Genomic DNA, 25,362 nt, shown 5'->3' on the forward strand with positions numbered 1-25,362 from the left:
TCCTCGCTGTTCACTCAAAAGTTTGCTAGCATCCGCAGGTTTTAAACCTCTCACCAACTCTTATCGACGCACGCTCGTTGCGCCGGGCCTCACGGATGGCATCAGACAAGGAACTCGCCGATTTTCTGGCGGGCGTCGAAAGACGCGCGTTTAAGCAGACGGTGTACACCGTACGCGACGACGATGCGGCGCTCGACATCGTTCAGGATGCGATGATCAAGCTCGCCGAAAAATACGGCGACCGGCCACCGCCCGAATTGCCCCTTTTGTTTCAGCGTATCCTGCAGAATGCAACGCACGACTATTTCCGGCGCCAAAAGGTCCGCAATACGTGGGTAAGCCTGTTCTCCTCGTTCGGCAACGCCGACGACGACGAATTCGACCCCCTGGAGACCTTCGAATCGCAGGACGGGACGGTCGGTGCGGAAAGCAGCGAGAGCCGGCTCGAGCGTGAACAGGTGCTCAACCTGATCGACGCGGAGATCCAAAAACTACCAGCACGTCAACGGGAAGCGTTTCTCATGCGTTACTGGGAGGATATGGATGTCGCCGAAACCGCCGCTGCAATGGGCTGCTCTGAAGGCAGCGTAAAAACACATTGCTCGCGGGCCACGCACGCGCTGGCACACGCGCTGAAGGCGAAAGGAATCACGCTATGAGCAACGCTCTCGATCACAAGGAAACCGAGTTCGCGCTGAAGGTACGCCGCGCGCTCGACGAAAACATCAATTCGCTACCCGCCGCATCGCTCGACAAGCTCGCAGCGGCGCGCCGGACGGCGATTGCACGCAAGAAGCCGGAAAAAGTCGCGGTCGCCGCGCCGGTTTTCGCGCCTTCGCTCGCCGGGGCGGGCATGGCAGGTCCGGGTTCGCTCGGCCCGGCCGGCTCTGGCCACGCGGGTAAACGCGGCCGCTTCTCGCGCCTCGCGCTGGCGTGGCCGCTGCTCGCGCTCGTGATCGGGTTGGCTGGCATCGCTTATTTCGAGGACCAGCAGCGCACCGCGGAACTCGCCGATATCGACGCGGCCATGCTCAGCGACAATCTCCCGCTCGACGCCTATCTCGACCACGGTTTCAACGCGTACCTGACGCGCAATCATTAAGACTGCAGGAGTCATCGGGTGAGTTACAAGCGCGGCCTCGCGATTGTCTTTGGATGCGCAATTGCGGGACTTGTCGCGTTTGCCGCCACCTATCCGCGTTTCTACTCGTCCGCTTCGGCGGTGCCTGTTGCCGCTGCGCCGGCCGGGGCGAGCGCGGGAGAAGTCCTGTCGCCGCTTTCTTCGCTCTCCTCCCCCGCCAGTCCTATGGCATGGGCCCGGCTTACCGACGCGCAACGGGTCGCGCTCGCGCCGTTCGCCTCGCAATGGGATCAATTCAGCGAAGAACGTAAGCGCAATTGGATCAAGATAGCCTCGCGATACAAGAAGATGTCGCCCGATGCGCAAAAACGCCTGCATGAACGAATGACCGAATGGGTCCACATGACCCCGGAACAACGCAAGGTCGCGCGCGAAAATTATCAGGTTTCGAAGTCCGTCCCTGTTGAGAAGCGGGAACGCGCCTGGGATGCTTATCAAAAGCTCCCGGAAGATCAGAAGAAAAAGCTCGCCGCCACCGAACACCCGCGCCGGCCAACCGTTGTCAGCGCGCCGCCTTCCGGTAAAACCGAAGTCAAGGATATCGACCGGCTGATGACCGCGCGGGAACATTCGCGTGCTTCCGAGGCTGCTGCAATGGGGACGTCGGCTTCTCCAGCGGCGCCCGCCGCTCCCGTTGGTCCCGCCATTCCCAGCGCCGCCAGTTTTGTGCCGGCCACGCCGATTCCGGTTTCGCCGCAACAGGCGCCGTCCATATTCAACGGGTCTTAGGCACAAATTGAGCGCTTCCTCTCTGGAATCTGTCGAGTCTCCCGAATTGAGCGCGCCCAGGCTGCGTCGCCGACTGGCTACGATGCTCTATGAAGGCGTGATCCTGTTCGGGATCGTCTTTGTTGCCGGGTATTTGTTCAGCACGCTCACCCAGCAACGCAACGGACTCACCCACCACAATCTGCTGATGGCGTGGATCGGGTTTGTGCTCGCAGTTTATTTCGTCTACTTCTGGACGCATGGCGGCCAGACACTGCCCATGAAAACCTGGCGGCTGAAAGTGGTCGATGCGCGTGGAGCGCCGGTTTCCATAACACGCGCCATCGCGCGCTATGTGTTTGCGTGGTTGTGGTTCCTGCCGCCGCTGGCATTGCATCCGTTGCTCAAGCTTTCCGTTCCGGCCACGCTTGTAGTGACCGCCGTGTGGATCGTGCTGTGGGCCACAGCAGTGTGGCTCGATCCGGCACGACAGTTTTTGCATGACCGGCTGGCCGGAACGCGGATCGTGGGCGTGGTCCCACCGGCGGCTTAGTCCAACATCCGCAATGTTGAACCGCTGTGGATCACGGCAACGAAAAAACCTCAAGCGATATCTCTCAGGCCTCCGAAGCGTCAGTTGCGCGCTGAAATCCGGCCTTCTCCCCTATCTTGCTTTTGTCGGTCTCAGCTCAGCCAGTCTGGAGCTTCCTTCAGCGCCATATGCAGGTTGTCGTTGAAGTGATGGATCCGATAACCCAATCCCCCGAACATTGTCTGCAATGACCGTCGCGTATAAAGCGTGATATGGCCATTGCGAGGCGCGATGTACCAGTTGTCCATCCCCCGCGGCGACACGTGATCTATCGTCAACGTGGAGAACAGCAATACACCACGCCCGTTTAGCAGCCCGAGCGCTTCCTGGACAGAGACCAGCGGTTCGGGCGTGTGCTCCAGAACCTCGAACGCGCTGATGAAATCGAATGAGCCTGACGGCGGCACCCCTTCTTCATCCATCGGGTCCCAGCTATGTCCGTCTACTCCGCCATTGCGCAATAACGACGTCAGCGTGCCATTGCCGCCACCATAGTCGAGACACCTTAACCCGTGACCTTTCTTGATGAAATCAAGAATGAAAGCGGCATTGCCCGCAGGCCGTGAATCAATGTAGTCAGGGTCGACCAGCACGTAATCATCGTTATAAATGTGCCGCAGGTAGTCGGCCTTGCTCCAATGATCGAACGCAGTGGTGAAGATGAGACCGCAAGCATTGCATCGGTTGTAATAGACCGGCACGCCGGTGAGCGGCAGATAGCGCCCGCGCCGCTCTTCGCAACTCTTGTTGAAGTCGGTGACGCCGTAGAGAGGCGCCGGTTCGTTGCATACTTTGCACATCGACATTCGAACGGCCTGCCCCACTGTTCCGCTATCCAGTTGCATAGGATTCCATCGTAAATCCGAGAGTATAGGCGAAGCCAACACGATGAGGACGCTCAGCTCCCCGCGTACTTGCGGCGATGTATCGCATCCGGTTATCGGCGAGTCATGCCAGTTTTCGCGTGGTCGTGGCGCTGCAGCAACGATAGTCCGTCAGGGCAACGTCCATCTGCGCGAACCCGACCGCGAAACGAAATCGCGCATAAACATCGCGCGTTGTAATGCGGGGTAAGCGCCCGCAAAGCCAACCGGACGGGCTTGCCATCTGTCCCACCGGACACCTCGAAGAACCTTAAATCGCGGCGTTTTTCCTTCTTCAATGCACACTCGGCACTTCCGCCACAACCTTTAGTAATAAGAAGTTTTCGTGACTGTCATGGCTCCGTCACGCGAGCATGGCGCAATGGCCGCACTGCAACCCGTTGCGCGTGCCCATGGCCACTAAATCGTCTGCGAGTCACCTCCTAGGCATTACCCTCCGCGATGCCGAAGCCATCGCGTTCCGCACCGACGTGGCGCCTCCCCCTTCCACTGAAACCACCGGCGCCAGCCTCGCTCCCCCGACCGCTTCTGGAACCACCTCTCGCCCCGACGACGAACCTGCCGACCATCGCTACCGTACCATCTGGCTATCCGATATCCATCTCGGCTCCGGTGGCTGTCAGGCGCACTATCTGCTCGATTTTCTCCGCCATAACGATTCCGAGTACCTGTACCTGGTGGGCGACATCATCGACGGATGGCAACTGCGCAAAGGCTGGTTCTGGCCGCAAGCGCACAACGACGTGATCCAGAAGGTGCTGCGCAAAGCCCGCAAGGGCACGCAGGTGGTCTACATTCCGGGCAATCACGACGAAGCCGCGCGACAGTTCTGCGACCTGGCTTTCGGCGACATCCATGTCCGCAACGAGGCGTTCCATACCACACTTGCGGGCAAGCGCCTGTGGATCGTGCATGGCGATCTCTTCGATGGCGTCATCCAGCACGCCAAGTGGCTCGCTTATCTCGGTGACACGCTCTACACGCTGATCCTGCTGCTCAACCGCTGGTTCAACCGGGTGCGCAGCCGCTTGGGCCTGAACTATTGGTCGCTCTCGCAATACCTCAAGCATCAGGTCAAGAACGCGGTGAACTTCATCTCGAAGTTCGAGCACGTGATGACCGATGAAGCGCGCCGCCGCGGCTGCGACGGCGTTGTCTGCGGTCATATTCACAAAGCTGAAATCCGCGATATCGACGGTGTCCTGTACTGCAATGACGGCGACTGGGTGGAAAGCCTGTCGGCGCTTGTCGAGACGTTCGAAGGCGAGCTGAAGATCATTTACTGGACCGTCCTGCGCTCTCCTGAACACCATTCGCAAAAGGCCGCGGCGACTGCTTGATCGACTGCCTGAGCAACCGCCTGAGCGCTTTCACTTATCGAGGCCATCGAATGAAAATCATGATTGTTACCGACGCATGGGAACCGCAAGTCAACGGCGTCGTGCGTACCTTGAAAAGCACCAGCCGCGAACTGACTGCGCTGGGACATCGCGTGGAATTGCTGACGCCGCTCGAATTCAGGACCATCGCGTGCCCGACTTATCCCGAGATTCGCCTGTCGCTGCTGCCGCGCCGCCGCGTCGCGCAACGCATAGAGGAATTTGCGCCGGATGCGCTGCATATCGCGACGGAAGGCCCGCTCGGCATGGCCGCGCGCTCGTTCGCTCTGCGCAACAAACTCCCCTTCACGACCGCGTATCACACGCGCTTTCCTGAGTACGTGCAGGCACGGTTCCACATTCCGCTCGCTGCAACCTACAAGTTTTTGCACTGGTTCCACAAGCCTTCGCAAGCGGTAATGGCGCCTACGCCCGTTGTGAAAACTGACCTCGAAAAGTTCGGTTTCACGAACGTGGTCTTGTGGACACGCGGCGTGGATCTGGATATTTTTCGACCGATGGATTCGAAGGTCCTGAACACGACACGGCCCATTTTTTTGTATGTCGGACGCGTCGCGGTCGAGAAGAATGTCGAGGCTTTCCTGAAGCTCGATCTGCCCGGGTCGAAGTGGGTCGCGGGCGAAGGACCGGCGCTGGCCGAACTGAAATCGCGCTATCCGAACGCGAACTATCTTGGCGTGTTGTCGCAGGCTGAACTGGCGAAGGTCTACGCGGCCGCTGATGTATTCGTGTTCCCAAGCCGCACCGATACCTTCGGCCTCGTGCTGCTCGAAGCAATGGCATGCGGTACGCCGGTCGCGGCGTACCCGGTGACGGGTCCGATCGATGTACTCGGCACCGATGGCCCGGGAGCGCTTGACGAAGACCTGCGCGAAGCGTGTTTGCGGGCGCTGAAAATTGAACGCGCCGATGCCCGTGCGTGGGCGGAGAAGTTCTCGTGGCGGGCGGCATCGGAACAATTCGCGGCGAATCTGAAGCCGCTTGCGACTCGCGGCGCGACGCAAAGCCAAGCAACGGCGTAATCTGGCTTTCGCGAGGGCAACGGTATGATTGAATCCGCGTTGCCCTCAGCGCAACGTGGCGGATGTCAAAACGCGTTGTGCAGTTCGTGACCCACCGGCCAGAGAAGGCAACAATGCGATGTGGCCGCTCGCAGCTGCAACAAGCTGCCGGCGGACTCGCCTTTAGTGACTTCCGCACAGCGGTCGTTCGAGAAGTCGGCCGCGAGTCGGCCAGCGAGTCATCCCCGCCCCGCGAAGCGGCGTCGAGCGTAGCTCGAAGAGTGCATCGGAGCGTACGTCAATACAACCACAGCAAGTTTCAAAGAAGCGCAATGTGAAAGCCAAACCTTCAGTGCAAGCGAAATCCCTGCTCTTGATACACCGGGAACCCTTCAGCAACGAAGACGACGACATCGAGGGCGCGCCGCATCCGGGCGAGCCCTTGAGCGCCGACGATCCGCTCGCTCCGTTGCCGTTCAATCCCTACAAGGGCAACCGCGGCCTGACCCGCGCCTGGCACGCGATGAAAAACTCGCTGAACGGCTTTCGCGTGGCGATCCGCGAGGAAAGCGCGTTCCGCCAGGAGCTGACGCTCGCCGCCATCCTGGTGCCGTGCGGCATCTTCGTGCCGGTCTCGCCGGTCGAACGGGCGGCGCTGCTGGCGTCCGTGCTGCTGGTGCTGATGGTGGAATTACTGAACTCAAGCGTGGAAGCGGCGATAGACCGGATTTCGCTGGAGCGGCACGAACTGTCCAAACGGGCGAAGGATTTCGGCAGCGCGGCGGTCATGGTCGCCCTGCTGGCGTGCGTGCTCACATGGGGCCTGATAGTCGGCCCATTGCTCTGGCGATGGGCCTTGATGCTGTTTTAAACACCCCGCGGCACGCAACCGGCCACCCGCGCAGACCCCGTCCCCACTCAGCCGTTTATAATCGTCCGATATTCAAGATAGCCACCGATTTCCGGGTTCGTGACGCCGTCACGCAGGCCGCCTCAGGCCGCCCCCACCCGGAACCGGTCAACCAGGTCCGGACGACATGGAAGCCAAACCTCCCCGCCGCACCCGTGAACGGATTCTCGAACTGTCGCTGAAGCTGTTCAACGATATCGGGGAACCGAACGTCACGACGACTACCATCGCCGAAGAGATGGAAATCAGTCCAGGTAACCTGTACTACCATTTCCGCAACAAAGACGACATCATCAACAGCATCTTCGCGCAGTTCGAACAGCAGATCGAAAAGCGGCTGCGCTTTCCCGAAGACCATCGTCCGACAATTGACGAGATGTGGTCGTACCTGCAGTACATGGCGGATTTCCTGTGGCAGTACCGGTTTTTGTATCGCGACCTGAATGATCTGCTCGCACGAAACCGCACGCTGGAAACGCATTTCAAACAGATCATCACCCACAAGGTCAACTTCGCGCAGCAACTGTGCGACGCACTCGTAGCCGATCACGAAATGGTCGCAACGCCCGCGGAAATCAAGGTGATCGCGACCAACATGGGGGTGATCGCGACGTACTGGCTGTCGTACCAGTTCGTCATGAACCCGCGCAAATATAACGAGCAGGAAACCATCCGCTCGGAATTGCATCAGGCGAGCCTGCATATCATCTCGATGATGGCGCCGTATCTCCGTGGCCGGTCACGGCAGATTTTCGATGACCTCGTGTCGGGGAAAATGCCGGAACGCGTCTTTGCCGATTACCGCGCGCCCAAGGAAGACGGCGCGCCTAAGGAACCTATTTAATGAAAGCTGTCTGCGTATATTGCGGCTCCGCCAATGGAGCCAGACCGGTCTATGCCGAAGCGGCAAAAGCGTTTGGCCGGGCGTTGGTCGAAGCGGATCTCGCGCTGGTCTACGGCGGCGGGAGCGTGGGGTTGATGGGCACCATCGCCGACGAAGTCCTGGCGCTCGGCGGCCGCGCCATCGGTGTGATCCCCGAGTTGCTGATGAACAAGGAAGTCGGCCATAAAGGTCTGACGGAGCTGTACGTCGTGCCCGACATGCATCAGCGCAAGAAGAAAATGGCCGATCTCGCCGATGCGTTTGTATCGATGCCCGGCGGCGTCGGTACGTTCGAAGAGCTGTTCGAGGTTTACACATGGGCGCAGCTTCGTTATCACGAGAAGCCGGTCGCGCTGCTGAACGTGGACGGGTATTACGATCCGCTGCTCGCCATGCTGCGCCATACCGTGGAAGAAGGTTTCATGCGCGCGCCATTCCTCGACATGCTGCAAGTGAACGCCGATCCCGTGAAGCTGATCGAAGCGCTCAGCGTGTATAAACCGCCGCTGGTGGACCGCTGGCCCGAGAAACGCGACGCTGTTTGATATCCCAACGGAGAATTTGACGATGTCGAAGGTAGTGCTGATCACAGGCGGCAGCCGCGGCATTGGCCGTGCCGCCGTTTTGCTGTGCGCGGCGCGTGGCTGGTCGATCGGCGTGAATTACGCGACCAACCGCAGCGCCGCCGATGAAACCGTCGCCCGCGCGCAAGCCGCCGGTGGCCAGGCGATCGCAATCCAGGGCGATGTCTGCGAAGAAGCCGACGTGATAGCCCTATTCGATGCAACCGTGCGCGCGTTCGGTCCTATCGACGGTTTCGTGAACAACGCGGGCATTGTCGCGCCGGGTTCCGCGCTGGCCGACATGGACATCGCGCGCATGAAACGCGTCTTCGATACCAACGTGCTCGGCGCGTATCTCTGCGCGCGTGAAGCGGCGCGGCGCATGTCGACCAAACGCGGCGGACGGGGCGGGTCGATCGTCAATGTGTCGTCCGCGGCAGCGCGGCTTGGGTCGCCGAACGAGTACGTGGACTACGCAGGGTCGAAAGGCGCCATCGATACCTTGACGATCGGCCTCGCAAAAGAACTAGGTCCGGAAGGCGTGCGCGTGAATGCCGTCCGGCCTGGTCTGATCGATACCGAGATTCACGCAAGCGGCGGCAAGCCCGATCGTGCAGCACAGCTGGGCTCGCTCGCGCCGCTGGGGCGGCCCGGTACGGCGAATGAAGTGGCGGAATCGATTGTGTGGCTGTTGTCCGATGCGTCGGCGTATGTGACCGGCGCATTGCTCGACGTGGCGGGCGGGCGTTAAAACGTTTGGACGCTAAAAACCGCCCTTCTGCTTGAGCCATGCGCGTTCTTCGGCTGTTGATTCGCGGCCGAGGATAACGTTGCGATGCGGAAAGCGGCCAAACCGCTCGATCACTTCGGCATGGCGCAGCGCGTATTTCAGCCCGTCTTCGACGTCCTTGTCGCCGGTTTCATCGAAGAGTGCTTGGTGCAGACGCACGGCTTCACGCTGGCTTGCCAGCGTCTCGTCGTGCTCGAACGGCATGGTCACGAACACGCGATGATGAATCGTCGGCAACGTGAGCTCGCCGCGCGTATCGACCAGCATGTGAGCCAGCTTTAATGCTTCGGCGTCACCGGCGAATGCACGCGGCGTGTTGCGAAAACAATTACGGGTGAACTGGTCGAGCACCACGATCAATGCCAGCGCGCCGAGCGGTGTAGCGCACCACGATGCAAGCCGACCTTCCAATGCCTCCTCAATCAAAGCGCCGAAGCGCTCGTGAAGCATGGCATCGAAGGTCGCATTCTTCTTGAACCAGGCACGGCGCGCGTGACCGTACTCCGCCGAATCTGGCGCACCGAACCACGCGTCGAGCACCGCTTGAGCGCGTGCGTCGAGCATCACGCAAACTCGATCACAAGACGCCGCGTGCGTGCACTTTTCTTCTCCACCTTCGCGATCCGCAGCTCACCGATCTCGCTCGTGTTACGCACATGCGTGCCGCCGCACGGCTGCAAATCAATACCTTCGATGCGCAACAAACGCACACGCCCCATGCCGGCCGGCGGCTTCACGCTCATGGTGCGCACGAGCTCAGGACGCTCTTCCATTTCCTGGTCGGTGATCCACTCGGTCGCCACCGGATGCGCGCCGCCAATCAGCTCACGCAAGCGCGTTTCCAGCGCCTCGCGTTCGATCGGTTCGACCGTCGCGAAGTCCATGCGCGCGTAGCCGCTGGTGATGCTGCAGCCATCGACGGGATAGGGTAATGCCGCGCACAGCAGATGCGTCGCCGTGTGCAGGCGCATGTGCCGGTAACGGCGCTCCCAATCGATCTCGGCTGTCACCCGATCGCCTACGTTCAGCTTCGCGAGCAGCGCGTCCTGATCCGGCGCGGGCACGTGGATGGCGTCATCGGGCGTCGCGCCTTCGAACTTGGCCTTGCGGGTGTCCGTTATTTCGATGCGCGTGCCGTCAGCAAGCGTCAGCGATCCGGCATCACCGGCCTGACCGCCGCCCAGCGGATAAAACACGGTTTGATCGAGATGGATACCAAGCTCGTCGATAGCCGTGATCGACGCCTCGCAGCGCGTCAAATAGGCGTCCTCGCGAAACAACGCGCGTGTACTCATGGGGAAATCTCCTGGTCTGTCACCGGCTGAAAATGAACCCGTATTATGCGGGCGGCCCGCCAAGCCTCCTTAGCCCGGGCGGTTGCGCATCCAGTCGGCGGTATCGAAGAAGGATGTGAGGAGGCGTTCACGCAAGGGCGCGTCGAGGCCGGTATCTTCCATTGCCCACGCCATGCAGCGCAGCCATTGATCCCGTTGCGGCGATGCAATCGCGAAGTTCATATGGCGAGCACGCAAACGCGGATGGCCAAAGCGGCTGATGTAATGGTCCGGGCCGCCCATCCAGCCGCACAGGAACCAGAAGAATTTATCGCGGGAATTCTCGAGCGTGGGAGGATGCAATGCGCGCAAAGCCGCGAAGTCCGGTTCGAGATCCATCAGATCGTAGAACCGGTCGACGAGCGCACGCACGCGCTCCTCGCCGCCAACGAGTTCAAATGCCGTGGGTTGCGGCGCTTGTTCAATATTTGCTTCGGTCATGCGTTTTCTTTGGGGTTATCGGGGGAAGGAGCGCTGCGGGGTTCGTCTGGTGTTTGGCGGGTGACGCACGGCCACGCGTTATCCGGGCCTCGGTCAGGCATCCCGCAACGATTGCAGCGCCGGCCGCGACAGTACGCGGCGCAGGCTCATCCAGCCGCCCACGCCCGAACACACGACACCCGCCACAATGCCCGCCGGCACGAGCCACGGGTTGAAATCGATGTGAAACTCGAACACGTACGTCGCCAGCACCCAGCCGATTCCCTGTGCGCCAAGCGCCGCCATCAGCCCGCTCAATGCGCCCACTGCCACGAACTCCGCAGTCTGCACCGAGCGCACCTGCTTATGCGACGCCCCGAGCGCGCGCAGCAACGCGGACTCGTGCACACGCTCGTCGCGCGTGCCGGCCAGCGCCGCGTACAACACGAGCACGCCCGCCGCGAGCGTGAAGACGAACAGGAACTGCACAGCGCCTATTACCTGCTCCAGCACGCGCTGGATCTGCGCGAGAATCGGCGCGATATCAATGGCGGTCACGCTCGGATACTTGTTGATCAAGCCATCGATCAAACCCTGCTGCCCCGGCGGCAAATGGAAACTGGTGATGAACGTGGCGGGCAGATCGCTGATGGACGGCGGCGGCATCAGCACAAAGAAATTCACCTTGAACGAATTCCAGTCAACCTTGCGCAGGCTCGTGACTGGCCCTTCGACCTGCATGCCGGCGACGTCGAAACGCAGCGTATCGCCGAGTTTCACGTGGATGATCTTCGCGAGCCCCTGTTCTATCGATACCTGCGCCTTTGCGTCCGTGCCGTACCAGTCGCCGCCGACCACGCGGTTATCGCTGGGTAGTTCGGTGGTGTACGAGAGGTTGAACTCGCGGTCCACCAGACGCTTTGCGTCGGCCTTTTCGTAGTTGTCGGGACTGACCGGCTTGCCGTTCACGGCGATCAGGCGACCGCGCACCATCGGCGACAACACCGCGTCGGCCTGGCCATGTTGCGAGAGGTAATCGGCGACGCCGGCGCGCTGGTCGGGCTGGACATCGATGAGAAATTCGTTCGGTGCGTCCGGCGGCGTCGATTGCCGCCAGCCCGCAATCAGGTCGCTGCGCGTCATCGCAATGAGCAGCAGGCACATCAGGCCGATGCCGAGCGCCGTGATCTGCAGCGCGCTCGCGCCGCTGCGCCGCTCCAGCGACGCCAGCGCGTACCGCCAGCCCACTCCCGCGCCCACGCGTTCGCTGCGAACGAACCGGGCGGCCGCCCAAAGCGCCACGCGTGCAATACCGCCAAACACCACCAGACCGCCCGCGAATCCCCCCGCCACGATCCCGCCCAGTTTCCATTCGCCCGCCGCGAGCACGAGCAGGCCGGCGAACAGCAGCACGCCCACGCCGTAAGCGATCCACGCTACCCGGCCGGCATCGCCGAGTTCCCGGCGAATGACGTGGACCGGCGGCACGCGCGTAAGCGGCAGCAACGGCGGCACAGCGAAACCAAGCAACAGCACCAGTCCAGTCGCAATCCCCTGCAACGCGGGCCAGACGCTGGGCGGCGGCAATTCGACATCGACGAGCGTTCCAAGCCAGTCCAGCAGTACTAGATGGCCGCCAAAGCCGAGCACCACACCCGCCGCGCTGCCAAGCAACCCAACAGCCAGGAATTCGCCGACAAACAAAGCCCGCAACGTCCCCTGGCTCACGCCGAGACAGCGCATGGCCGCGCAGCCGTCCAGATGACGACGCGCGAAACGGTGCGAGGCCATGGCGATGGCAACCGCCGCGAGCAGCGCGGTGAGCAGCGAGACGAGCGTGAGGAAATGACTGGCGCGGTCGATGGTCTGACGCACTTGCGGCTGGCCGTCCTGCAACGATTCGAGCGCGACGCCGCGCAGCTTGCCATCGTCCACTTTTGCGCGGGCGAACGTGGCGAACTGCTTGACCTGCGCATCCGGTCCCGCCACCAGCAACCGATAGGTCACGCGGCTGCCGAACGTGACGAGGCCGGTGGACGCGAGTTCATCGGAGCGCATCATCAGGCGCGGCGAAAAGCTGACGAACGAGAACCCGCGATCGAGTTCGCGCGTGATGACCGCCGCCACCTTGAACGCGCGCGTACCGACGCGGACGGTGCCGCCGACAGGCACTTTCAACGCATCGAGCAACGCAGGGTCGACCCAGACAGTGCCGGGCGCGGGAATGGAGGTGGTGGGCGTGCCGGGCTGATCGACAGCAGTCGCAATGCTCACCGCGCCGCGCAGCGGATACCCTGGCGAAACGGCCTTCAACGCCGCCAGACGGGCAACAGGCGTGGCGGACGCATTTCCCGAAACGCCCGCGCTGATCATGCTGGGAAAAATCGCGGTGGTCGCGGTCTCAAGGTTGAGTCGAGCCGCTTCCGCGGCGAACGCGGGATCGACCGGATGATCGGCGCGAACGACAAAATCCGCAGCAATCATCTGCCGCGCATCCCGCTCCAGCCCCTGGCGCATCCGGTCGCCGAGAAACCCGACACTCGCGAGCGCAGCAACCGCGAGCACGAGCGCCAGGATGAGCATGGTCAACTCGCCCGCACGCCAGTCGCGCGCGGTCATTCGCAACGACTGGCGCGCAATCTGCGTGAAGCTCAGTCCTTGCTGCTTGGAATCCTGCTTCGGATCCCGCTTCAACTCGCCGCCCAGGCTACTCGTACTCAATCGTGCTTGCTCCTGAACCGGCCGACGCCCGGATTCACCCGTGCGCTGACGCTGGGCACCATGTGCTTGGCCATCCGCCCGAAGCCACCGCGCACGCCTCTTACGAGCCGTGGCAACGCCCAGCCGGCACACAACAGGAACGCGATGATCAGGACCAGGCACAGCAGCGGCACGAACAACGCGAGCGTGATTCCCAGCAACGCGCCGAAATCCTCGGTCGCCGATGCCACCCAGTTCGACACCGGTTCCGGCGATAAATTGATCAGCGCCCGCGTGCCGGCTTTGGCCAGATGCGCGGCGCCCGCAAGCGTACCGCCGGCGAGCGCGGCAACAGTCAGCAGCGCCGGATCGGCGTGACCGAACGCGCCAACGGCCAGCACGGCGCCGGCAGGGATGCGAATGAAGGTGTGGATGGCATCCCAGAGGGAGTCGAAGGCGGGGATTTTATCGGCGAAAAACTCGACCACGGCGAGCGCTGCCGCCACGCCGATCACCCACGGAGAACCCAGCACCGCGAGGGTGTCGGGTAAGTGGACCAGTCCCATGCGCTCGAACAGCCCCGCGACGAACACCGTCAGGTACAGTCGCAGCCCGCTGGCCCACGAAAGACCCGCTGCCAGCGAAAGTGCTTCAAGCATTACCGTCTCCTTGCGCGCTGCTCGCCCCGTGCCCGAGCGCCGGGCAGATTCCGGCACATCTGGCTACGAATGCCTGACCCGCCGTAAGCTGCCCGGCGACGGGCTGGGGATAAATGGATGCGGCCCGGTAGGCCCGGTATTGACCCGGCCCACCTTATTCTGGCGCTGTTCCGGGTTCACCTGACGAAAAGACTGCCGAACCCGGTGAATTTTTCAAGACAACTGAAAGTCATTATAGCCACGCGCAGCGCGTTGATGCATTGCGCCATATGTCGACGTGTACAGCATCCAACGTTCCTGATTCAGCCCTTAATCAGGAAATCGCAGCACGCGCGGCCCTGAACTCCGCCTTGTACTCTTTAACGGTCATTTTTGCGATCCCTTTAATGATCCAGGAATAGGTCGGGAATGGGCCGTGACAAAAGGCCGCTGCAATGCGCTAAATCGTCGGATTTAATGTCCTGACGATACTTTCAATCCAATCAACCCGACCACGATCAGTGCAGCGCTCGCGACTCGCGCAACCGTCAGCGCTTCGCCCAGCATGACAATTCCAAACACAAACGCGCCAATCGCGCCGATACCCGTCCACACGGCGTAAGCCGTACCCAACGGCAACTGGCGCATCGCCAGCGCCAGCAGCACGAAGCTGCCGGTGGCTGTGACCAGCGTGAACACCGACGGCCAGAGCCGTGTGAAACCTTCGGAGGTTTTGAGACCCGCGGCCCACGCCACTTCAAGCAGGCCCGCGATCAGCAATAGAAACCAGGACACAAGAAACTCCCGTCGAAAAACGGGGCCGTCCCCGATGTGACTGAGGCGCGCAAGGTCGTCCTTGCGGCATGTAATAGAAGTGTAATTATAACAATAGACCGAATGAGCCGCTTGCGGTCGACCACAATCTACCGGTATTCGAGCCGATTTCAGCGCCTTTTACGCCACTTTTCGCGTCAACATATAAGAAATACGAAAAGCTGAAATAACCCGCAGCGGCCTTGCTGCGAATGCCTTTATGCGCTCCGCCAATCCGTTCGAGCAGTGAATGCATTCTCAAAGGACAACGCGAAATAAAAACGTCCTTTCACGAAAACCTGCTTTAATCTAAACCAGTACGCAGCAGTTGATGCGTGAAACACCGCTACAACGAGCACGGCACAACGCTGACGTGCCGCTGAATCAACCCATTTGAAACTTCTCGCGCGGAGTGTTCATGGCGTTCGATGCCGTTTTGCTATCCCGTTTCCAGTTTGCCTGGGTGATTGCGTTTCACATCCTGTTGCCCGCCTTTACGGTCGGGTTATCGTGTTTTATCGCAACGCTTGAATTGCTCTGGTGGATAAGCAAACGGGACGTGTACAGGCGGCTTTCTGCGTTCTGGCTGAAGATATTCGCGGTTTCATTCGGCATGGGCGTGGTGTCGGGGATCGTGATGCCGTTCCAGTTCGGCACCAACTGGAGCCGGTTCACCGATGCCACCGCGAGCGTGATCGGCCCGCTAATGGGTTACGAGGTGCTGACAGCGTTCTTTCTCGAAGCTGCATTCCTCGGCGTCCTGTTGTTTGGGCGCAAGCTCGTGCCGCAATGGGCGCACGTGCTCGCAGCGGTTTTTGTCGCGTCGGGGACGGTGATTTCGTCGTTCTGGATTCTCGCGGTGAATAGCTGGATGCAGACGCCGGCGGGCTACAAGATCCTTCCCGACGGCCGCTTCGAAGTGACGAGTTTCTTCGACGCCATTTTCACGCCCTCCTTTCCTTACCGTCTCGGCCATACGGTCAGCGCCTTCCTGGTGACGGCTGCGTTCGTGATTCTCGGCGTAGGCGCGCTTTATTTGCGGCAAGGTCGCGCGCTTGAGGAAAGCCGCGTGATGACCAAGATGGCGCTGATCTTTCTCGTGATCATGGTGCCGGTTCAGATGGTTATCGGCGATGCACACGGTCTCAACACGCTCGAACATCAGCCGGCCAAGATCGCGGCGATGGAAGGTCTGTGGAACACCGGTTCGCGCGTGCCCGCCGCACTCTTCGCTATTCCCGACCAGGCCAACGAGCGCAACGATTTCGAAATTTCGATACCTGTGCTCGGCAGCATCTACCTCACGCATGATCCGAACGGCACGGTACGCGGCCTGAAGGACTTCCCGCGTGAGGACAGGCCGAACGTGGCGGTGGTGTTCTTCGCGTTCCGGATCATGGTCGGTATCGCGTTGCTGATGTTCGCGCTGGTGCTCTCCGGCATCGTGCTGTTCGCACGCGGCAAGCTTGAGACGAGTCCGCGATGGCTGCGTTGCGCGACGTATGGCATGCCGCTCGGGTTTATCGCCGTGCTGGCAGGATGGACGACGACCGAAGCCGGCCGCCAGCCGTGGACCGTGTATGGACTGATGCGCACCAGCGACTCGGTCACGCCGTCGCTGACAGCCGGCGATGTCGGGCTCTCGTGGCTGCTTTACGTGCTGGCGTATATCGTCATCTTCGGCTCGGGCTTCATCCTGCTGCGACGACTCGTGCGGATCGGCCCCTCCGACGAACACGCCGATACCGACAGCGACCTCCTGCAACCGGAAACGCGCGCGGCGCGGCCGTTATCGGCGGCATCTGCCAATGCATCGGGCGGCGCGGGCGCGGTCAAACCCGTCGGCCCGGACGACGTCGTTCCCCCTTCCAGGAGATCATGATGCTCGACCTCGTACCGATGTGGGCCGCCATCCTCGCGCTCGCGGTATTCATGTACGTGCTGCTCGACGGCTTCGATCTCGGCGTGGGCATGGTGTTCCTGCTGCGTCGGGACCCCGTTGAACGCCAGTTGATGATCAACTCCGTCGCCCCGGTCTGGGACTTCAACGAAACCTGGCTGATCCTTGGCGGCGGTGGCTTGCTCGCGGTCTTTCCGCTGGCGTTCGCGATCATCGTGCCGGCGGTTTATTTCCCGATCTTGCTGATGCTGCTGGGCTTGATCTTTCGCGGCGTGGCGTTTGAATTCCGCGAAGTGGTCGGCGCGCGCAAGTGGATCTGGGATGGCGCGTTCGGGTACGGCTCGCTGATCGCGACGTTCTCGCAGGGCGTTGTGCTCGGCATGTTCATGCAGGGCTTTCCCATTCACGGGCGCGTGTTTGCCGGCACGAGCTGGGACTGGTTTGCGCCGTTTCCGCTGCTGACGGGCGCCGGGCTGATTTTCGGCTACGCGCTGCAGGGCACGACCTGGCTCGTGCTTAAAACGGAAGGCGAGTTGCAGGAATGGGCCCGAGGCATGGCGAAGAAAGTGCTGTTCGGTGTCATCGCGTTTATCTTGCTGATCAGTATCTGGACGCCACTGAAGGACGCCCGTATATCGGCACGCTGGTTCAGCTTTCCGAATAGCTTCGTGTTCGCGCCGGTGCCGGTGCTGACGGTGTTGCTGGTCTGGACGTTGTGGTCGGCGCTGGAGAAACGCAAGGAAGTGGTCCCGTTCATGTGCTCGATCGGGTTGTTCTTCCTGGCCTTCACAGGTCTTGTGATCAGCCTTTGGCCTTTCATCGCGCCACCGTCGGTGACGTTGTGGGATGCGTCCACGACGCCCCTTTCGCAGCAGTTCCTGCTGATCGGGACGATGTTCCTGCTACCCGTTATCGTGCTTTATGTGGTGTGGTCGTATTGGGTGTTTCGCGGCAAAGTGCGCGGTGACATGGGATATCACATGTAGCGCACCCTCCGCTTTCGGCAGTGAGTCAGTCCGGATTCGGCCAGGAACCGTACCTGGACTGACTAAACGCTGACCCGAACGAGCAGCCCGTTACAAAGTCTGAGCGGCGGCCTTGTCCAAAATCCGGCACCACTTGTGCGCCTCGCGCCGATCCTGCATCGGCAAATTCCAGCGCGGCTGCGTCGTATCCTTCACATTCAGCGCGACTTGCCAGGCGCCCGTTGTTGCCGACGCGCCTGACGCGCCCGGTTCCATCCGCGCTCCATGCAGGTCCGCAAAAATATACATGCCGACCTGCCCGCCTACCCGCACTTCGCACAACCGCTTCGCCGCCGCGAGCCGCACGCCGCCCCAATCCCGCTTGAGTTCATGCGTCCAGTCACCGTCGTGAACATTCGGCGCGACTTCCTTCCACCGGAGCCAGAAATACACAGCAATGCTCACCACTACCAGCCCCGCGATCACCGCCATGCCAATCGCAACACTCACACCAAACGCCGCCGATAACGCGTGAAACGACCAGAACGCACCGTAGATCACGGCAACCAGAACAACGAGCGCAACAATAATCGGCATCGATCAAAACCTTACAGGACTGGTTACGTTATTGGGTCTTGTGCTTCTCGTTCCAGTCTTTCAGCGCCTGCAACGTGTTCGCCACATGCTTGTCCGGCGACAGGCTCGTATATTCATAGATCACGGTACCGTCCGGCGCAATCACGTATGACACGCGATTGGCCATGGTACTGACCAGCGGCATGGTCGCATCGTATTGCTTGATGATCTTCGCATCGCCGTCGGCCGCGACCGGGAATTTACTCCGGCACTCGCTCACCGAAAACTTCTTCAACGTGTCGATGTTATCGTGCGACACGCCAATCACCGTGGCGCCGAGGGCCTTGTATTCATCGACGGCATCAGCAAACTCGTGCGCCTCGATCGTGCAGCCCTTCGTGAACGCAGCCGGATAAAAGTAAAGGACCACGGGCCCCTTCTTCAGTTCGTCCGCGAGCGAGTACTTGTAGACGTTGCCGCCAAGCGACGCCTGCGCTGTGAACACCGGCGCATGATCGCCGGGCTTCAGGGTTGCATAAGCCACCAGCGCGTACACCGCCAACGCTGCGCCCAGGGACACACCCAGCATTCTCCCAGCAAATTTTCGCTTCATGAGACTCCTCTATTTTCGTGACGCGCGCACGACAGGACGAACAACGGAACAACCCGGAACAGCCCCGGGGACGACCCACTGACGCAGCAAACGCAGCAACCGCAATACCTACAATACCTACTCCACCCGATGCGCGCCGAACCACGTAGCCGCCTCGAACTGGAGATCGGCGAGCACAGCCGGGGTCAACACCTCGAAATCCACGCCTGAACCAATGTTTGAATCGAGCTCGGGTGCATCGCCTCTTTCCGCCGCCTGCGAGAGTCGCAACAGCGCACCGAGCGGACCGCGGCCATCGACGATCGCAGCACCCATTTCTTTCGATAACTTCAGCAGATCCATGATCTCGACCGGCGGCAAATCGACCACCACATGCACGAGCGAAAAGATGCCCGTCATGAAGGCGGCATCGGCGAATTCCTCACTCGATGGCCGCATGACACGCGCCGCCAGTTCCATGAAACGCGCGCGTGTCCCGACCAGTTGTACCAGCGGATCCGAGCGCCACGGCAGGTGACGGCCATCAGCATAGAGCAACAACTGGGTCCAGCGCGAAATCTGCCGGATGCCGGTCGCGGCAATGGCCTCGCGCAACGTCGACACCGGCCGGCTCAATTTGAACGCGCTCGAATTGGCCAGCCGCAGCAACTGCGCGACCACGTTCGGATTGAGCTTCAGCTCGGCCTCGAGTTCGCTGATATCAGGTTCGCCCGACAGCACGCCCAGAAGACGCAGCAATGCCGTGCGCGACGGATTCGAGCGACGCGTGACAAGCACTTGCGGACGAGCGAAGAAGTAACCCTGAAAGAGATCGAAGCCGAGCTTGCGGGCGTCTTCGAAATCCTGATGCGTTTCGATCTTTTCTGCGATCAGCGTCTTGCCATGTTGCTTGAGCGTTGCCGCGAGTTCGGGCAGATCGGCACGCCGGGCGGCAAGGAAGTCGACCTTCACGTAATCCACGTAAGGCAACGCCTCGTGCAGGGGTTGGGTGAGCGACACGACGTCGTCGAGTGCGAACTGGAAGCCTGCCGCGCGCAACTGGGCGCAGCGCTTGAAAAGCTTGGCGTCGAAGGTGACGGTTTCCAGAATCTCGAGCACGAAACGCTCGGGCGGCATGATATGAACGATGTCGTCAAACAGCAGGTCGCGGTTCATGTTCACGTAGCCGCGGTAATCGCCCAGCACCGCCGACAAACCGATCTCGCCAACCGTTCGCGTGACAACGTGGGCAGTGGCCTGCACGTCATCGAAAATGCGCGCGCGATTATCCGGACTGTCGCGAAAAAGCAGTTCGTACGCATGCAGCGCACCGTCGCGATCGATGATCGGCTGGCGGCCGAGATAGACACTTTCCGGCTCGCGAAGACCGGGCGCTGCAAGCTTGGCCTTGGTCTTCGCCGCAGGACTGCCCACGGCGTTGCGCGCGGCGCGCCGGACCGGGTTCCGATCAACCGGCATGAATGGACCTGCTGTGTTCATGCAAGACCGCAGGCTCAATGCGGTGGCCGGCCGTCGCCGAGACCTCGCACGACACAATGCGTGCGTTCAGCGCGTTCAATACGCCTGGCTTCAGGGCCGGCTTCGGCAATCGGCTTGGGGACGCGATCATGGAGTGCAGCAATGGAACGGTGTTGACTGAATGGGGCGACCAGACAGCGGTTAGCTCAAACAACCAGCTTGAGAGATTGGCTTAAAGATCAAACTTACAAACACAATTACAAACACCAAGGAGCGCGATAAGCGGTCGGACAACAGCCAGACGATAGCTCGACACAACGCTCGACGGACCAACTGACCGGTTCAGAATTTGCAACTATCAACGCGCACTCTACCCCAAATCGCGATACCGACAAATTGCGTCAAACCCGCCGGGGCCGTGGCTCGCGGACGCTCCGCTATTGCCCTAAAGAATTTCGGGGCATAACCGTTAACTTGCAAAGAACGCGTCCGAGTCGCGGTTACCGGATCTTCCGGTGGCTCACGCCCGCATTACCGGACCATCGTCAGCATATTCCCGATGCAGCGCGCTCGGCCGGACAGCGTGCGCCGCGCCCCTACCGGCCCGGCGCGCAATCAGACAGGCTATAACCGAAACATGCCAGTAAAACGGATCACCGCCCAGCGCCTGAGTGCATGGATCGCCCTAGCCGGCCAAACCAGCGCCGCCGTGCGCGCGACTGTCAGGACGTTGATCGCGACCACGTTGCCAGGCTGCATCGTCAGGTTCGCTACAGTGGAAGCCACGCCTGCGCCCGTGCTGGCCACGGGTAGCCGAGGTGACCCTCTGCCTCTGCCGCTCCCCCTCCCCGGGACGATGCCGCACCGTGCACGGGAGACGAAAACAGGATGGACTGTCCCGGCTTCGGCTTCGCCCGCGCCGCTTCACCTGCTGCATCCGGCGGCGGTGAATGAAGCTGAGCCCGCCCCAAGCATCGCCACGGAAGCCACCCTCGCCGCCGTCGATTTCCTGGCGCAAGTGGATGCGTCGCTGCGGTTTTGCTATGTATCGGCGGGGAGCATCGAGTTCCTCGGTTATCACCGCGACTACCTGAGCTCGCTCACGTTGCACGAGCTGGTGCCCTCGCAGGAAACCGATGAACTCGATGCGCTCGTCGCGCGCGCGCAGCAAAGCGGCAAGTTGGAGACCGCGACGCTGCATCTGCTGAAATCCTTGACCACGCCGATCCTCGTCGAACTGCGGGTCCTCGCAACGCACACGCCGGATCTGCCCGGCTTCGCACTCGCCGCGTTTGAGATTTCGCATTGGCACGACCGCGAAACCGCCCTGCGACACGCGCTGCATCACGATTCGCTGACGGGCCTCGAGAACCTGACAGCGCTGAAAAGCGCGCTCGATGCCGCCCAGGCCGAGGCCGTTCACACGCGCACGCATGCGGCGTTGCTGCTGGTGGATATCGACGATTTCCAGCGCATTAATTGCGCACTCGGCTACGACGCCGGCGACGACATGCTGCGCGAGACCGCCCGCCGGATACAGCATGCAGCACGCGCCGGCGAACGCGTGGCGCGCGTGGCCAGCGACGAATTCGCCGTGCTGTTCTCGGCAGGCACCTCAGCCGAAGCGGCCGCGGCGGCCGAAGATGTGTCGCGACGAGTGTTGAGCGCGATTGCGCAACCCTACCGGTACGGCGGACAACATACGCATTTGTCGGCGAGCATTGGAGCCGCCATCTTCCCCGATGAAGTCGAGCAAGCCAGCAGCAGCCTGCTGCGCATGGCCGACCACGCACTGGCGCAGGCGAAGACCTCGGGCGGCAATATTGTCGTGTTCCACGTTCCCGACAACGATCCCCGCAACGCCGCGCGCCTGAACCTGGAAGGCGATCTTTACGAAGGCGTGCGCAACGGCGAGTTTTCGCTGCACTTCCAGCCGATCACCGAAAGCCGCGGCGGCGGCGTGGTCGGCGTCGAAGCGCTGATCCGCTGGCAGCATCCGGTGCACGGCCTCGTTCCCCCGGCAGCTTTCATTCCGCTCGCGGAATCGATCGGCCTGATCAACTATCTTGGCAACTGGGTGCTCAAGGCCGCGTGCATGCAACTGATGCAATGGGACAGCGAAGGTTTCGTGCTGGACTATGTCTCGGTGAACGTCTCGCCGCAGCAATTCCGCGACAAGCGTTTTACGCAGAACGTGAAAGACGCGCTGCAACTGACCGGCCTCGATCCGCGCCGGCTGGTATTCGAAATCACGGAAAGCCTGCTGATGCATGATCCGGAAGAAGCGACCCGCCTGCTCGAAACGCTGGCGGCGCTGGGCATTGCGTTCGCCGTCGACGACTTCGGCACCGGCTATTCCAGCCTGTCCTATCTGCAGCGCTTCCCGCTGTCGAAGCTGAAGATCGATCGCAGCTTCATCGAAAACCTGCTGACCTCGCGTAACAACCGGGCCATTGTGGCCGCGGTCGTGGGCCTGGCAAAATCGCTGGGGCTCGAACTCGTGGCGGAAGGCGTGGAGACGGAGGCGCAGCGCGAACTGCTGATCGAGATGGGCTGTGATCAGATCCAGGGATGGCTGATCAGCAAAGCCCTGCCCGCCGGCGACCTGATGCGTTGCTTTCAGGATAAATCGCTCTTTCTCCAGGCACCTTTATAAGATACCGTCACGTTTTTGCGCCGGCAGGGGCTAATGACCGGCACTATTGCAGCATTTCATAATCGTCTGCTGTAAAGCTTCCGTGTGAACGCGCCGTTATAAGGTTTATGCGAGGTTTATGCGGGGTTTATGCAGGCTTTTTTCCGCGCATTACACTTCGACCCAGGTCGACGATTCAAGCCGTTCCGGGCACCCGGTCCGGAACGTGTAAGGCATTGACACCAATCGCATGGCAAGCAATTCCAAAGCCGAATTACTGGACAAGCTGTGGGGCCAAATGAGCGAGCGCGGAGACTTTCCGATGCTCTCGCAGGCTCTGCGCACCACTGTGTCCGCAATGAGCGACGACGACCTGGACTTTACCGCCCTGGTCCAGGTCGTTCTATCCGACTTCGGCCTTACGCAGAAGGTGTTACGCCTCGCCAATTCCGCGATGTACATCTCGTTCGGCGGCAACATCACCACCGTGACGCGCGCGTTGATGGTGCTGGGCATGGACGCGGTCGGCCATCTGGTGGTCGGGCTGAAACTGGTCGATCACTTTCATCAAAGCGCGCCGCGACGCATTGACGCCAAGCTCGAACTGAATCGCACGCTGCTGTCCGGCACCGTTGCGCGGCAAGTGACCGAGCACAGCGAGTTCCGGGCCTCGGAGGAAGCGGTGGTCTGCACGCTGATGCGTCAGATCGGCAAGCTGCTGGTGGCGTTCTATCTCGAGACCGAGTGGGATCAGTTGCGCCGCAAGGCCACGGCCGAGCGTATCAGCGACAGCCTCGCATGCAGCACGTTGCTCGGCGTCACCTTCGAGGAAATCGGCATGGAAGCCGCCGACCGCTGGCGCCTGCCGGAGACCATCCGTACCGGCATGCTGACCCGCGACCCGCTCGCCCCTATCGATGAAAAAACGCCGCGCCATGTCCGCTGGCTGCAAGCCGTCACCAACTATTCCACCGAAGTCGCCGATGCGCTCACCGCGCAGCATGTCGACGGGACACATCGCGAGTCGTCGCTGGTGGATATCGCGAACCGGTACAGCCGCGCGTTGCTGACCGACGCCTCGACGCTCGCCGCGATGAGTCTCGCGCTTGCGAACGAGGACTCGAACGACGGCGTGATGCGGGAGATCGTGGAACTGCGCGCGGACGCCGATGCCATCGCGCGCGCGGGGTTATCGGCGGAAGCGCGGATTGCCGCGGGGCTTGAGGATTTGCGCTCGCTGCCGTCGAAGAACGCGCTGGGCGCCGTGCTTGCGCTGGCGTCGGAAGCTGTGCTGGCCGGGCTAACGTTTTCGCGCACCGTGGTATTCGTGCGCCAGTCCAACAATGAGTTCCACGCACGCCTTGGACTTGGGGCAGGCGTGGACAGGCTGCTGCCGTCGCTGACATTTTCCGCGGCGTTCGAGCCTGATGTGTTCCACCTGGCGATCTCGAACCCGGTCGGGATTTTTATCGAAAATGCTCGCGATCCGCGGATTGAAGCCCGCTTGCCGCGCTGGTTCAAACCTTCATTCGGCGATGCCCACGCGTTCGTGCTGCTGCCCGTGAAGGCGAACGGCTCGACCGTCGCCATGCTTTATGGCGACTGGACACAAGCGCAGCACGTCCGCAAGATCACGCAGCCGGAAATGTCCGCGCTGAATGAACTCATGCGAGAACTGAGCCGTTTTTTTTCTAATGCGGACTGGAAGGAAGTGGAGTTGCTTTAGCGTCTTTTGCGCTTTAGCCGGTGCGCTTCGGGTTCATGATCACGAACCCGCAGCGCGATGGCGAGTTGTTCGTCCTCGCGCTTGTCGTCGCGTCCATCCTCACTCGCGCCAGAGTATCGCCACCCCTGGTCGCCGTACTCCACGATGTACCCACCATGCTCGCTCTGCCATTCACGCGCGGCGCCGGCGCCGGCAAACCACACCTTCTCGTAATCGCCGAAAGCGCCGGCATCGAAGCGGTATCGATCGATGACAGCAGGCTCTCGCGTATCAAGCACCGGTTTGCAAGCATCCCAGCCGACATGACCCAGCTCGACGGCCAGCATGTTCAATAGGTGCTTGAGCTGAACCTCAGTGCGCGTTTTATGAAGCTCCGCGAGCGTCCCGGCGCGGGTCACGCCTGCTGCGAGCAAGCGGCGCACGACGGGCATCGCCGTGCTCGTGCTGTCCGCATGAGCGCGACGAAGCAGCCGGCGCGCGTGGCGTCGAAGAAATTCGGTGTTGGTGAGTTCAGAATTGGCAAAGCGAGGACAGGATGTTGACCACATGACGTTTCTCCTTGTTGCGCCGTTCTCGCTGCGGCTAAAGGTTCAACGTTGCGGTTTATCCAGATGAAGCGATAACGCATGACAGGTGTTTTCACTTTCGCGAGACCGGGCGCCCTGCCGCGCCCGTCGCGAATTCTAGAACAAAGGCTTGCGGTTCAGCAAGC

24 protein-coding genes and 1 pseudogene are annotated in these 25,362 nt (G+C 61.3%); 14 read left to right on the top strand and 11 right to left on the bottom strand.

Annotated features, from left to right (window positions below; genetic code table 11):
* Window positions 1-95 precede the first annotated feature (95 nt).
* The 4 genes from HB376_RS30460 to HB376_RS30475 are packed head-to-tail and all read left to right on the top strand — an operon-like array spanning window position 96 to window position 2,402.
* Window positions 96-659 (top strand): RNA polymerase sigma factor, encoded by a 564-nt coding sequence (locus HB376_RS30460; protein ID WP_047844602.1) that lies wholly within the window; start codon window positions 96-98, stop codon window positions 657-659.
* Window positions 656-1,102, top strand: a complete 447-nt coding sequence (locus tag HB376_RS30465; protein WP_213767389.1) for a DUF3619 family protein — start codon at window positions 656-658, stop codon at window positions 1,100-1,102. The genes HB376_RS30460 and HB376_RS30465 overlap by 4 nt, the downstream gene beginning before the upstream one ends.
* 18 nt (window positions 1,103-1,120) lie before the next feature.
* The gene (locus HB376_RS30470) at window positions 1,121-1,870 is read left to right on the top strand and encodes a DUF3106 domain-containing protein (RefSeq protein WP_213767390.1); all 750 of its coding nucleotides are present in this window, start codon (window positions 1,121-1,123) and stop codon (window positions 1,868-1,870) included.
* A gap of 7 nt (window positions 1,871-1,877) precedes the next feature.
* A complete protein-coding gene (locus HB376_RS30475) occupies window positions 1,878-2,402 on the top strand; it encodes an RDD family protein (RefSeq protein ID WP_213767391.1) in 525 nt (174 codons plus the stop codon).
* 131 nt (window positions 2,403-2,533) lie between these two features.
* Here HB376_RS30475 and HB376_RS30480 read toward each other — a convergent pair whose 3' ends face one another.
* A complete protein-coding gene (locus tag HB376_RS30480) occupies window positions 2,534-3,241 on the bottom strand; it encodes a class I SAM-dependent methyltransferase (protein WP_213767392.1) in 708 nt (235 codons plus the stop codon).
* A 590-nt stretch (window positions 3,242-3,831) separates the two neighbouring features.
* Between HB376_RS30480 and HB376_RS30485 the strand changes: the two are divergent.
* From HB376_RS30485 to HB376_RS30510, 6 genes and pseudogenes are all read left to right on the top strand, one after another.
* A pseudogene (locus tag HB376_RS30485) lies at window positions 3,832-4,665 on the top strand (UDP-2,3-diacylglucosamine diphosphatase); the annotation flags it as partial.
* 50 nt (window positions 4,666-4,715) lie between these two features.
* Complete coding sequence (locus tag HB376_RS30490) at window positions 4,716-5,747, top strand: glycosyltransferase family 1 protein (RefSeq protein WP_213767394.1); 1,032 nt, start codon at window positions 4,716-4,718, stop codon at window positions 5,745-5,747.
* Window positions 5,748-6,102: 355 nt separating this feature from the next.
* Window positions 6,103-6,597, top strand: a complete 495-nt coding sequence (locus HB376_RS30495; RefSeq protein WP_346730611.1) for a diacylglycerol kinase — start codon at window positions 6,103-6,105, stop codon at window positions 6,595-6,597.
* 166 nt (window positions 6,598-6,763) lie between these two features.
* Entirely contained in the window at window positions 6,764-7,480 is a 717-nt protein-coding gene (locus tag HB376_RS30500; RefSeq protein WP_213767396.1) for a TetR/AcrR family transcriptional regulator, read from the top strand.
* A complete protein-coding gene (locus tag HB376_RS30505; RefSeq protein WP_213767397.1) occupies window positions 7,480-8,064 on the top strand; it encodes a TIGR00730 family Rossman fold protein in 585 nt (194 codons plus the stop codon). The genes HB376_RS30500 and HB376_RS30505 overlap by 1 nt, the downstream gene beginning before the upstream one ends.
* Before the next feature lie 22 nt (window positions 8,065-8,086).
* Complete coding sequence (locus HB376_RS30510) at window positions 8,087-8,833, top strand: SDR family oxidoreductase (protein WP_213767398.1); 747 nt, start codon at window positions 8,087-8,089, stop codon at window positions 8,831-8,833.
* A gap of 12 nt (window positions 8,834-8,845) precedes the next feature.
* Here HB376_RS30510 and HB376_RS30515 read toward each other — a convergent pair whose 3' ends face one another.
* The 6 genes from HB376_RS30515 to sugE form a co-directional block, all read right to left on the bottom strand.
* The gene (locus tag HB376_RS30515) at window positions 8,846-9,436 is read right to left on the bottom strand and encodes a DUF924 family protein (protein WP_213767399.1); all 591 of its coding nucleotides are present in this window, start codon (window positions 9,434-9,436) and stop codon (window positions 8,846-8,848) included.
* The gene (locus HB376_RS30520) at window positions 9,436-10,167 is read right to left on the bottom strand and encodes an alanyl-tRNA editing protein (protein WP_213767400.1); all 732 of its coding nucleotides are present in this window, start codon (window positions 10,165-10,167) and stop codon (window positions 9,436-9,438) included. The genes HB376_RS30515 and HB376_RS30520 overlap by 1 nt, the downstream gene beginning before the upstream one ends.
* Window positions 10,168-10,236: 69 nt before the next feature.
* Window positions 10,237-10,647, bottom strand: coding sequence for a group II truncated hemoglobin (locus HB376_RS30525; RefSeq protein ID WP_213767401.1), 411 nt, complete (start codon window positions 10,645-10,647; stop codon window positions 10,237-10,239).
* 93 nt (window positions 10,648-10,740) lie between these two features.
* Window positions 10,741-13,245: an FtsX-like permease family protein gene (locus tag HB376_RS30530; protein WP_213767416.1), complete on the bottom strand. Its 2,505-nt coding sequence runs from the start codon at window positions 13,243-13,245 to the stop codon at window positions 10,741-10,743.
* Between the two features lie 98 nt (window positions 13,246-13,343).
* A complete protein-coding gene (locus HB376_RS30535) occupies window positions 13,344-13,985 on the bottom strand; it encodes a DUF4126 domain-containing protein (RefSeq protein WP_165092081.1) in 642 nt (213 codons plus the stop codon).
* Window positions 13,986-14,438: 453 nt separating this feature from the next.
* Window positions 14,439-14,759 (bottom strand): quaternary ammonium compound efflux SMR transporter SugE, encoded by a 321-nt coding sequence (gene sugE / locus HB376_RS30540; protein WP_213767402.1) that lies wholly within the window; start codon window positions 14,757-14,759, stop codon window positions 14,439-14,441.
* A 436-nt stretch (window positions 14,760-15,195) separates the two neighbouring features.
* Between sugE and HB376_RS30545 the strand changes: the two genes are divergently transcribed.
* Both HB376_RS30545 and cydB read left to right on the top strand, forming a co-directional pair.
* Entirely contained in the window at window positions 15,196-16,659 is a 1,464-nt protein-coding gene (locus HB376_RS30545; RefSeq protein ID WP_213767403.1) for a cytochrome ubiquinol oxidase subunit I, read from the top strand.
* Window positions 16,656-17,663: a cytochrome d ubiquinol oxidase subunit II gene (gene cydB / locus HB376_RS30550; protein WP_213767404.1), complete on the top strand. Its 1,008-nt coding sequence runs from the start codon at window positions 16,656-16,658 to the stop codon at window positions 17,661-17,663. Before HB376_RS30545 ends, cydB begins: the two co-directional genes overlap by 4 nt.
* A gap of 90 nt (window positions 17,664-17,753) precedes the next feature.
* Here the strand turns inward: cydB and HB376_RS30555 are convergent, their stop codons facing one another.
* The 3 genes from HB376_RS30555 to HB376_RS30565 form a co-directional block, all read right to left on the bottom strand.
* Entirely contained in the window at window positions 17,754-18,239 is a 486-nt protein-coding gene (locus HB376_RS30555; RefSeq protein WP_213767405.1) for a hypothetical protein, read from the bottom strand.
* Window positions 18,240-18,267: 28 nt separating this feature from the next.
* A complete protein-coding gene (locus tag HB376_RS30560; protein ID WP_213767406.1) occupies window positions 18,268-18,831 on the bottom strand; it encodes a peroxiredoxin in 564 nt (187 codons plus the stop codon).
* Window positions 18,832-18,948: 117 nt separating this feature from the next.
* Complete coding sequence (locus HB376_RS30565; protein ID WP_213767407.1) at window positions 18,949-20,289, bottom strand: EAL domain-containing protein; 1,341 nt, start codon at window positions 20,287-20,289, stop codon at window positions 18,949-18,951.
* A gap of 637 nt (window positions 20,290-20,926) precedes the next feature.
* On the opposite strand from HB376_RS30565, the gene HB376_RS30570 reads away from it, so the two are divergent.
* Window positions 20,927-22,945, top strand: a complete 2,019-nt coding sequence (locus tag HB376_RS30570) for a sensor domain-containing phosphodiesterase (protein ID WP_255631639.1) — start codon at window positions 20,927-20,929, stop codon at window positions 22,943-22,945.
* Between the two features lie 229 nt (window positions 22,946-23,174).
* Window positions 23,175-24,650, top strand: coding sequence for an HDOD domain-containing protein (locus HB376_RS30575; protein ID WP_213767408.1), 1,476 nt, complete (start codon window positions 23,175-23,177; stop codon window positions 24,648-24,650).
* Here HB376_RS30575 and HB376_RS30580 read toward each other — a convergent pair.
* Window positions 24,647-25,198 carry a hypothetical protein gene (locus tag HB376_RS30580; protein WP_255631640.1) on the bottom strand — a complete coding sequence of 184 codons (552 nt, stop codon included), beginning with the start codon at window positions 25,196-25,198 and terminating at the stop codon, window positions 24,647-24,649. The two genes, HB376_RS30575 and HB376_RS30580, sit on opposite strands and share 4 nt — an antisense overlap.
* Between the last annotated feature and the right edge of the window lie 164 nt (window positions 25,199-25,362).

The sequence above is a fragment of the Caballeronia sp. dw_19 genome, assembly GCF_018449515.1.
GTDB lineage: Bacteria > Pseudomonadota > Gammaproteobacteria > Burkholderiales > Burkholderiaceae > Caballeronia.

Coding starts and splice junctions, on each gene's coding strand:
- HB376_RS30560 (WP_213767406.1), bottom strand. CDS start 18,831: ATGAAGCGAAAATTTGCTGGGAGAATGCTGGGTGTGTCCCTGGGCGCA.
- HB376_RS30555 (WP_213767405.1), bottom strand. CDS start 18,239: ATGCCGATTATTGTTGCGCTCGTTGTTCTGGTTGCCGTGATCTACGGT.
- HB376_RS30480 (WP_213767392.1), bottom strand. CDS start 3,241: ATGTGCAAAGTATGCAACGAACCGGCGCCTCTCTACGGCGTCACCGAC.
- HB376_RS30535 (WP_165092081.1), bottom strand. CDS start 13,985: ATGCTTGAAGCACTTTCGCTGGCAGCGGGTCTTTCGTGGGCCAGCGGG.
- HB376_RS30545 (WP_213767403.1), top strand. CDS start 15,196: ATGGCGTTCGATGCCGTTTTGCTATCCCGTTTCCAGTTTGCCTGGGTG.
- HB376_RS30525 (WP_213767401.1), bottom strand. CDS start 10,647: ATGACCGAAGCAAATATTGAACAAGCGCCGCAACCCACGGCATTTGAA.
- HB376_RS30530 (WP_213767416.1), bottom strand. CDS start 13,245: ATGACCGCGCGCGACTGGCGTGCGGGCGAGTTGACCATGCTCATCCTG.
- HB376_RS30520 (WP_213767400.1), bottom strand. CDS start 10,167: ATGAGTACACGCGCGTTGTTTCGCGAGGACGCCTATTTGACGCGCTGC.
- HB376_RS30575 (WP_213767408.1), top strand. CDS start 23,175: ATGGCAAGCAATTCCAAAGCCGAATTACTGGACAAGCTGTGGGGCCAA.
- HB376_RS30580 (WP_255631640.1), bottom strand. CDS start 25,198: ATGTGGTCAACATCCTGTCCTCGCTTTGCCAATTCTGAACTCACCAAC.
- HB376_RS30490 (WP_213767394.1), top strand. CDS start 4,716: ATGAAAATCATGATTGTTACCGACGCATGGGAACCGCAAGTCAACGGC.
- HB376_RS30570 (WP_255631639.1), top strand. CDS start 20,927: ATGCCAGTAAAACGGATCACCGCCCAGCGCCTGAGTGCATGGATCGCC.
- HB376_RS30565 (WP_213767407.1), bottom strand. CDS start 20,289: ATGCCGGTTGATCGGAACCCGGTCCGGCGCGCCGCGCGCAACGCCGTG.
- HB376_RS30505 (WP_213767397.1), top strand. CDS start 7,480: ATGAAAGCTGTCTGCGTATATTGCGGCTCCGCCAATGGAGCCAGACCG.
- HB376_RS30460 (WP_047844602.1), top strand. CDS start 96: ATGGCATCAGACAAGGAACTCGCCGATTTTCTGGCGGGCGTCGAAAGA.
- HB376_RS30510 (WP_213767398.1), top strand. CDS start 8,087: ATGTCGAAGGTAGTGCTGATCACAGGCGGCAGCCGCGGCATTGGCCGT.
- HB376_RS30500 (WP_213767396.1), top strand. CDS start 6,764: ATGGAAGCCAAACCTCCCCGCCGCACCCGTGAACGGATTCTCGAACTG.
- HB376_RS30515 (WP_213767399.1), bottom strand. CDS start 9,436: ATGCTCGACGCACGCGCTCAAGCGGTGCTCGACGCGTGGTTCGGTGCG.
- cydB (WP_213767404.1), top strand. CDS start 16,656: ATGATGCTCGACCTCGTACCGATGTGGGCCGCCATCCTCGCGCTCGCG.
- HB376_RS30465 (WP_213767389.1), top strand. CDS start 656: ATGAGCAACGCTCTCGATCACAAGGAAACCGAGTTCGCGCTGAAGGTA.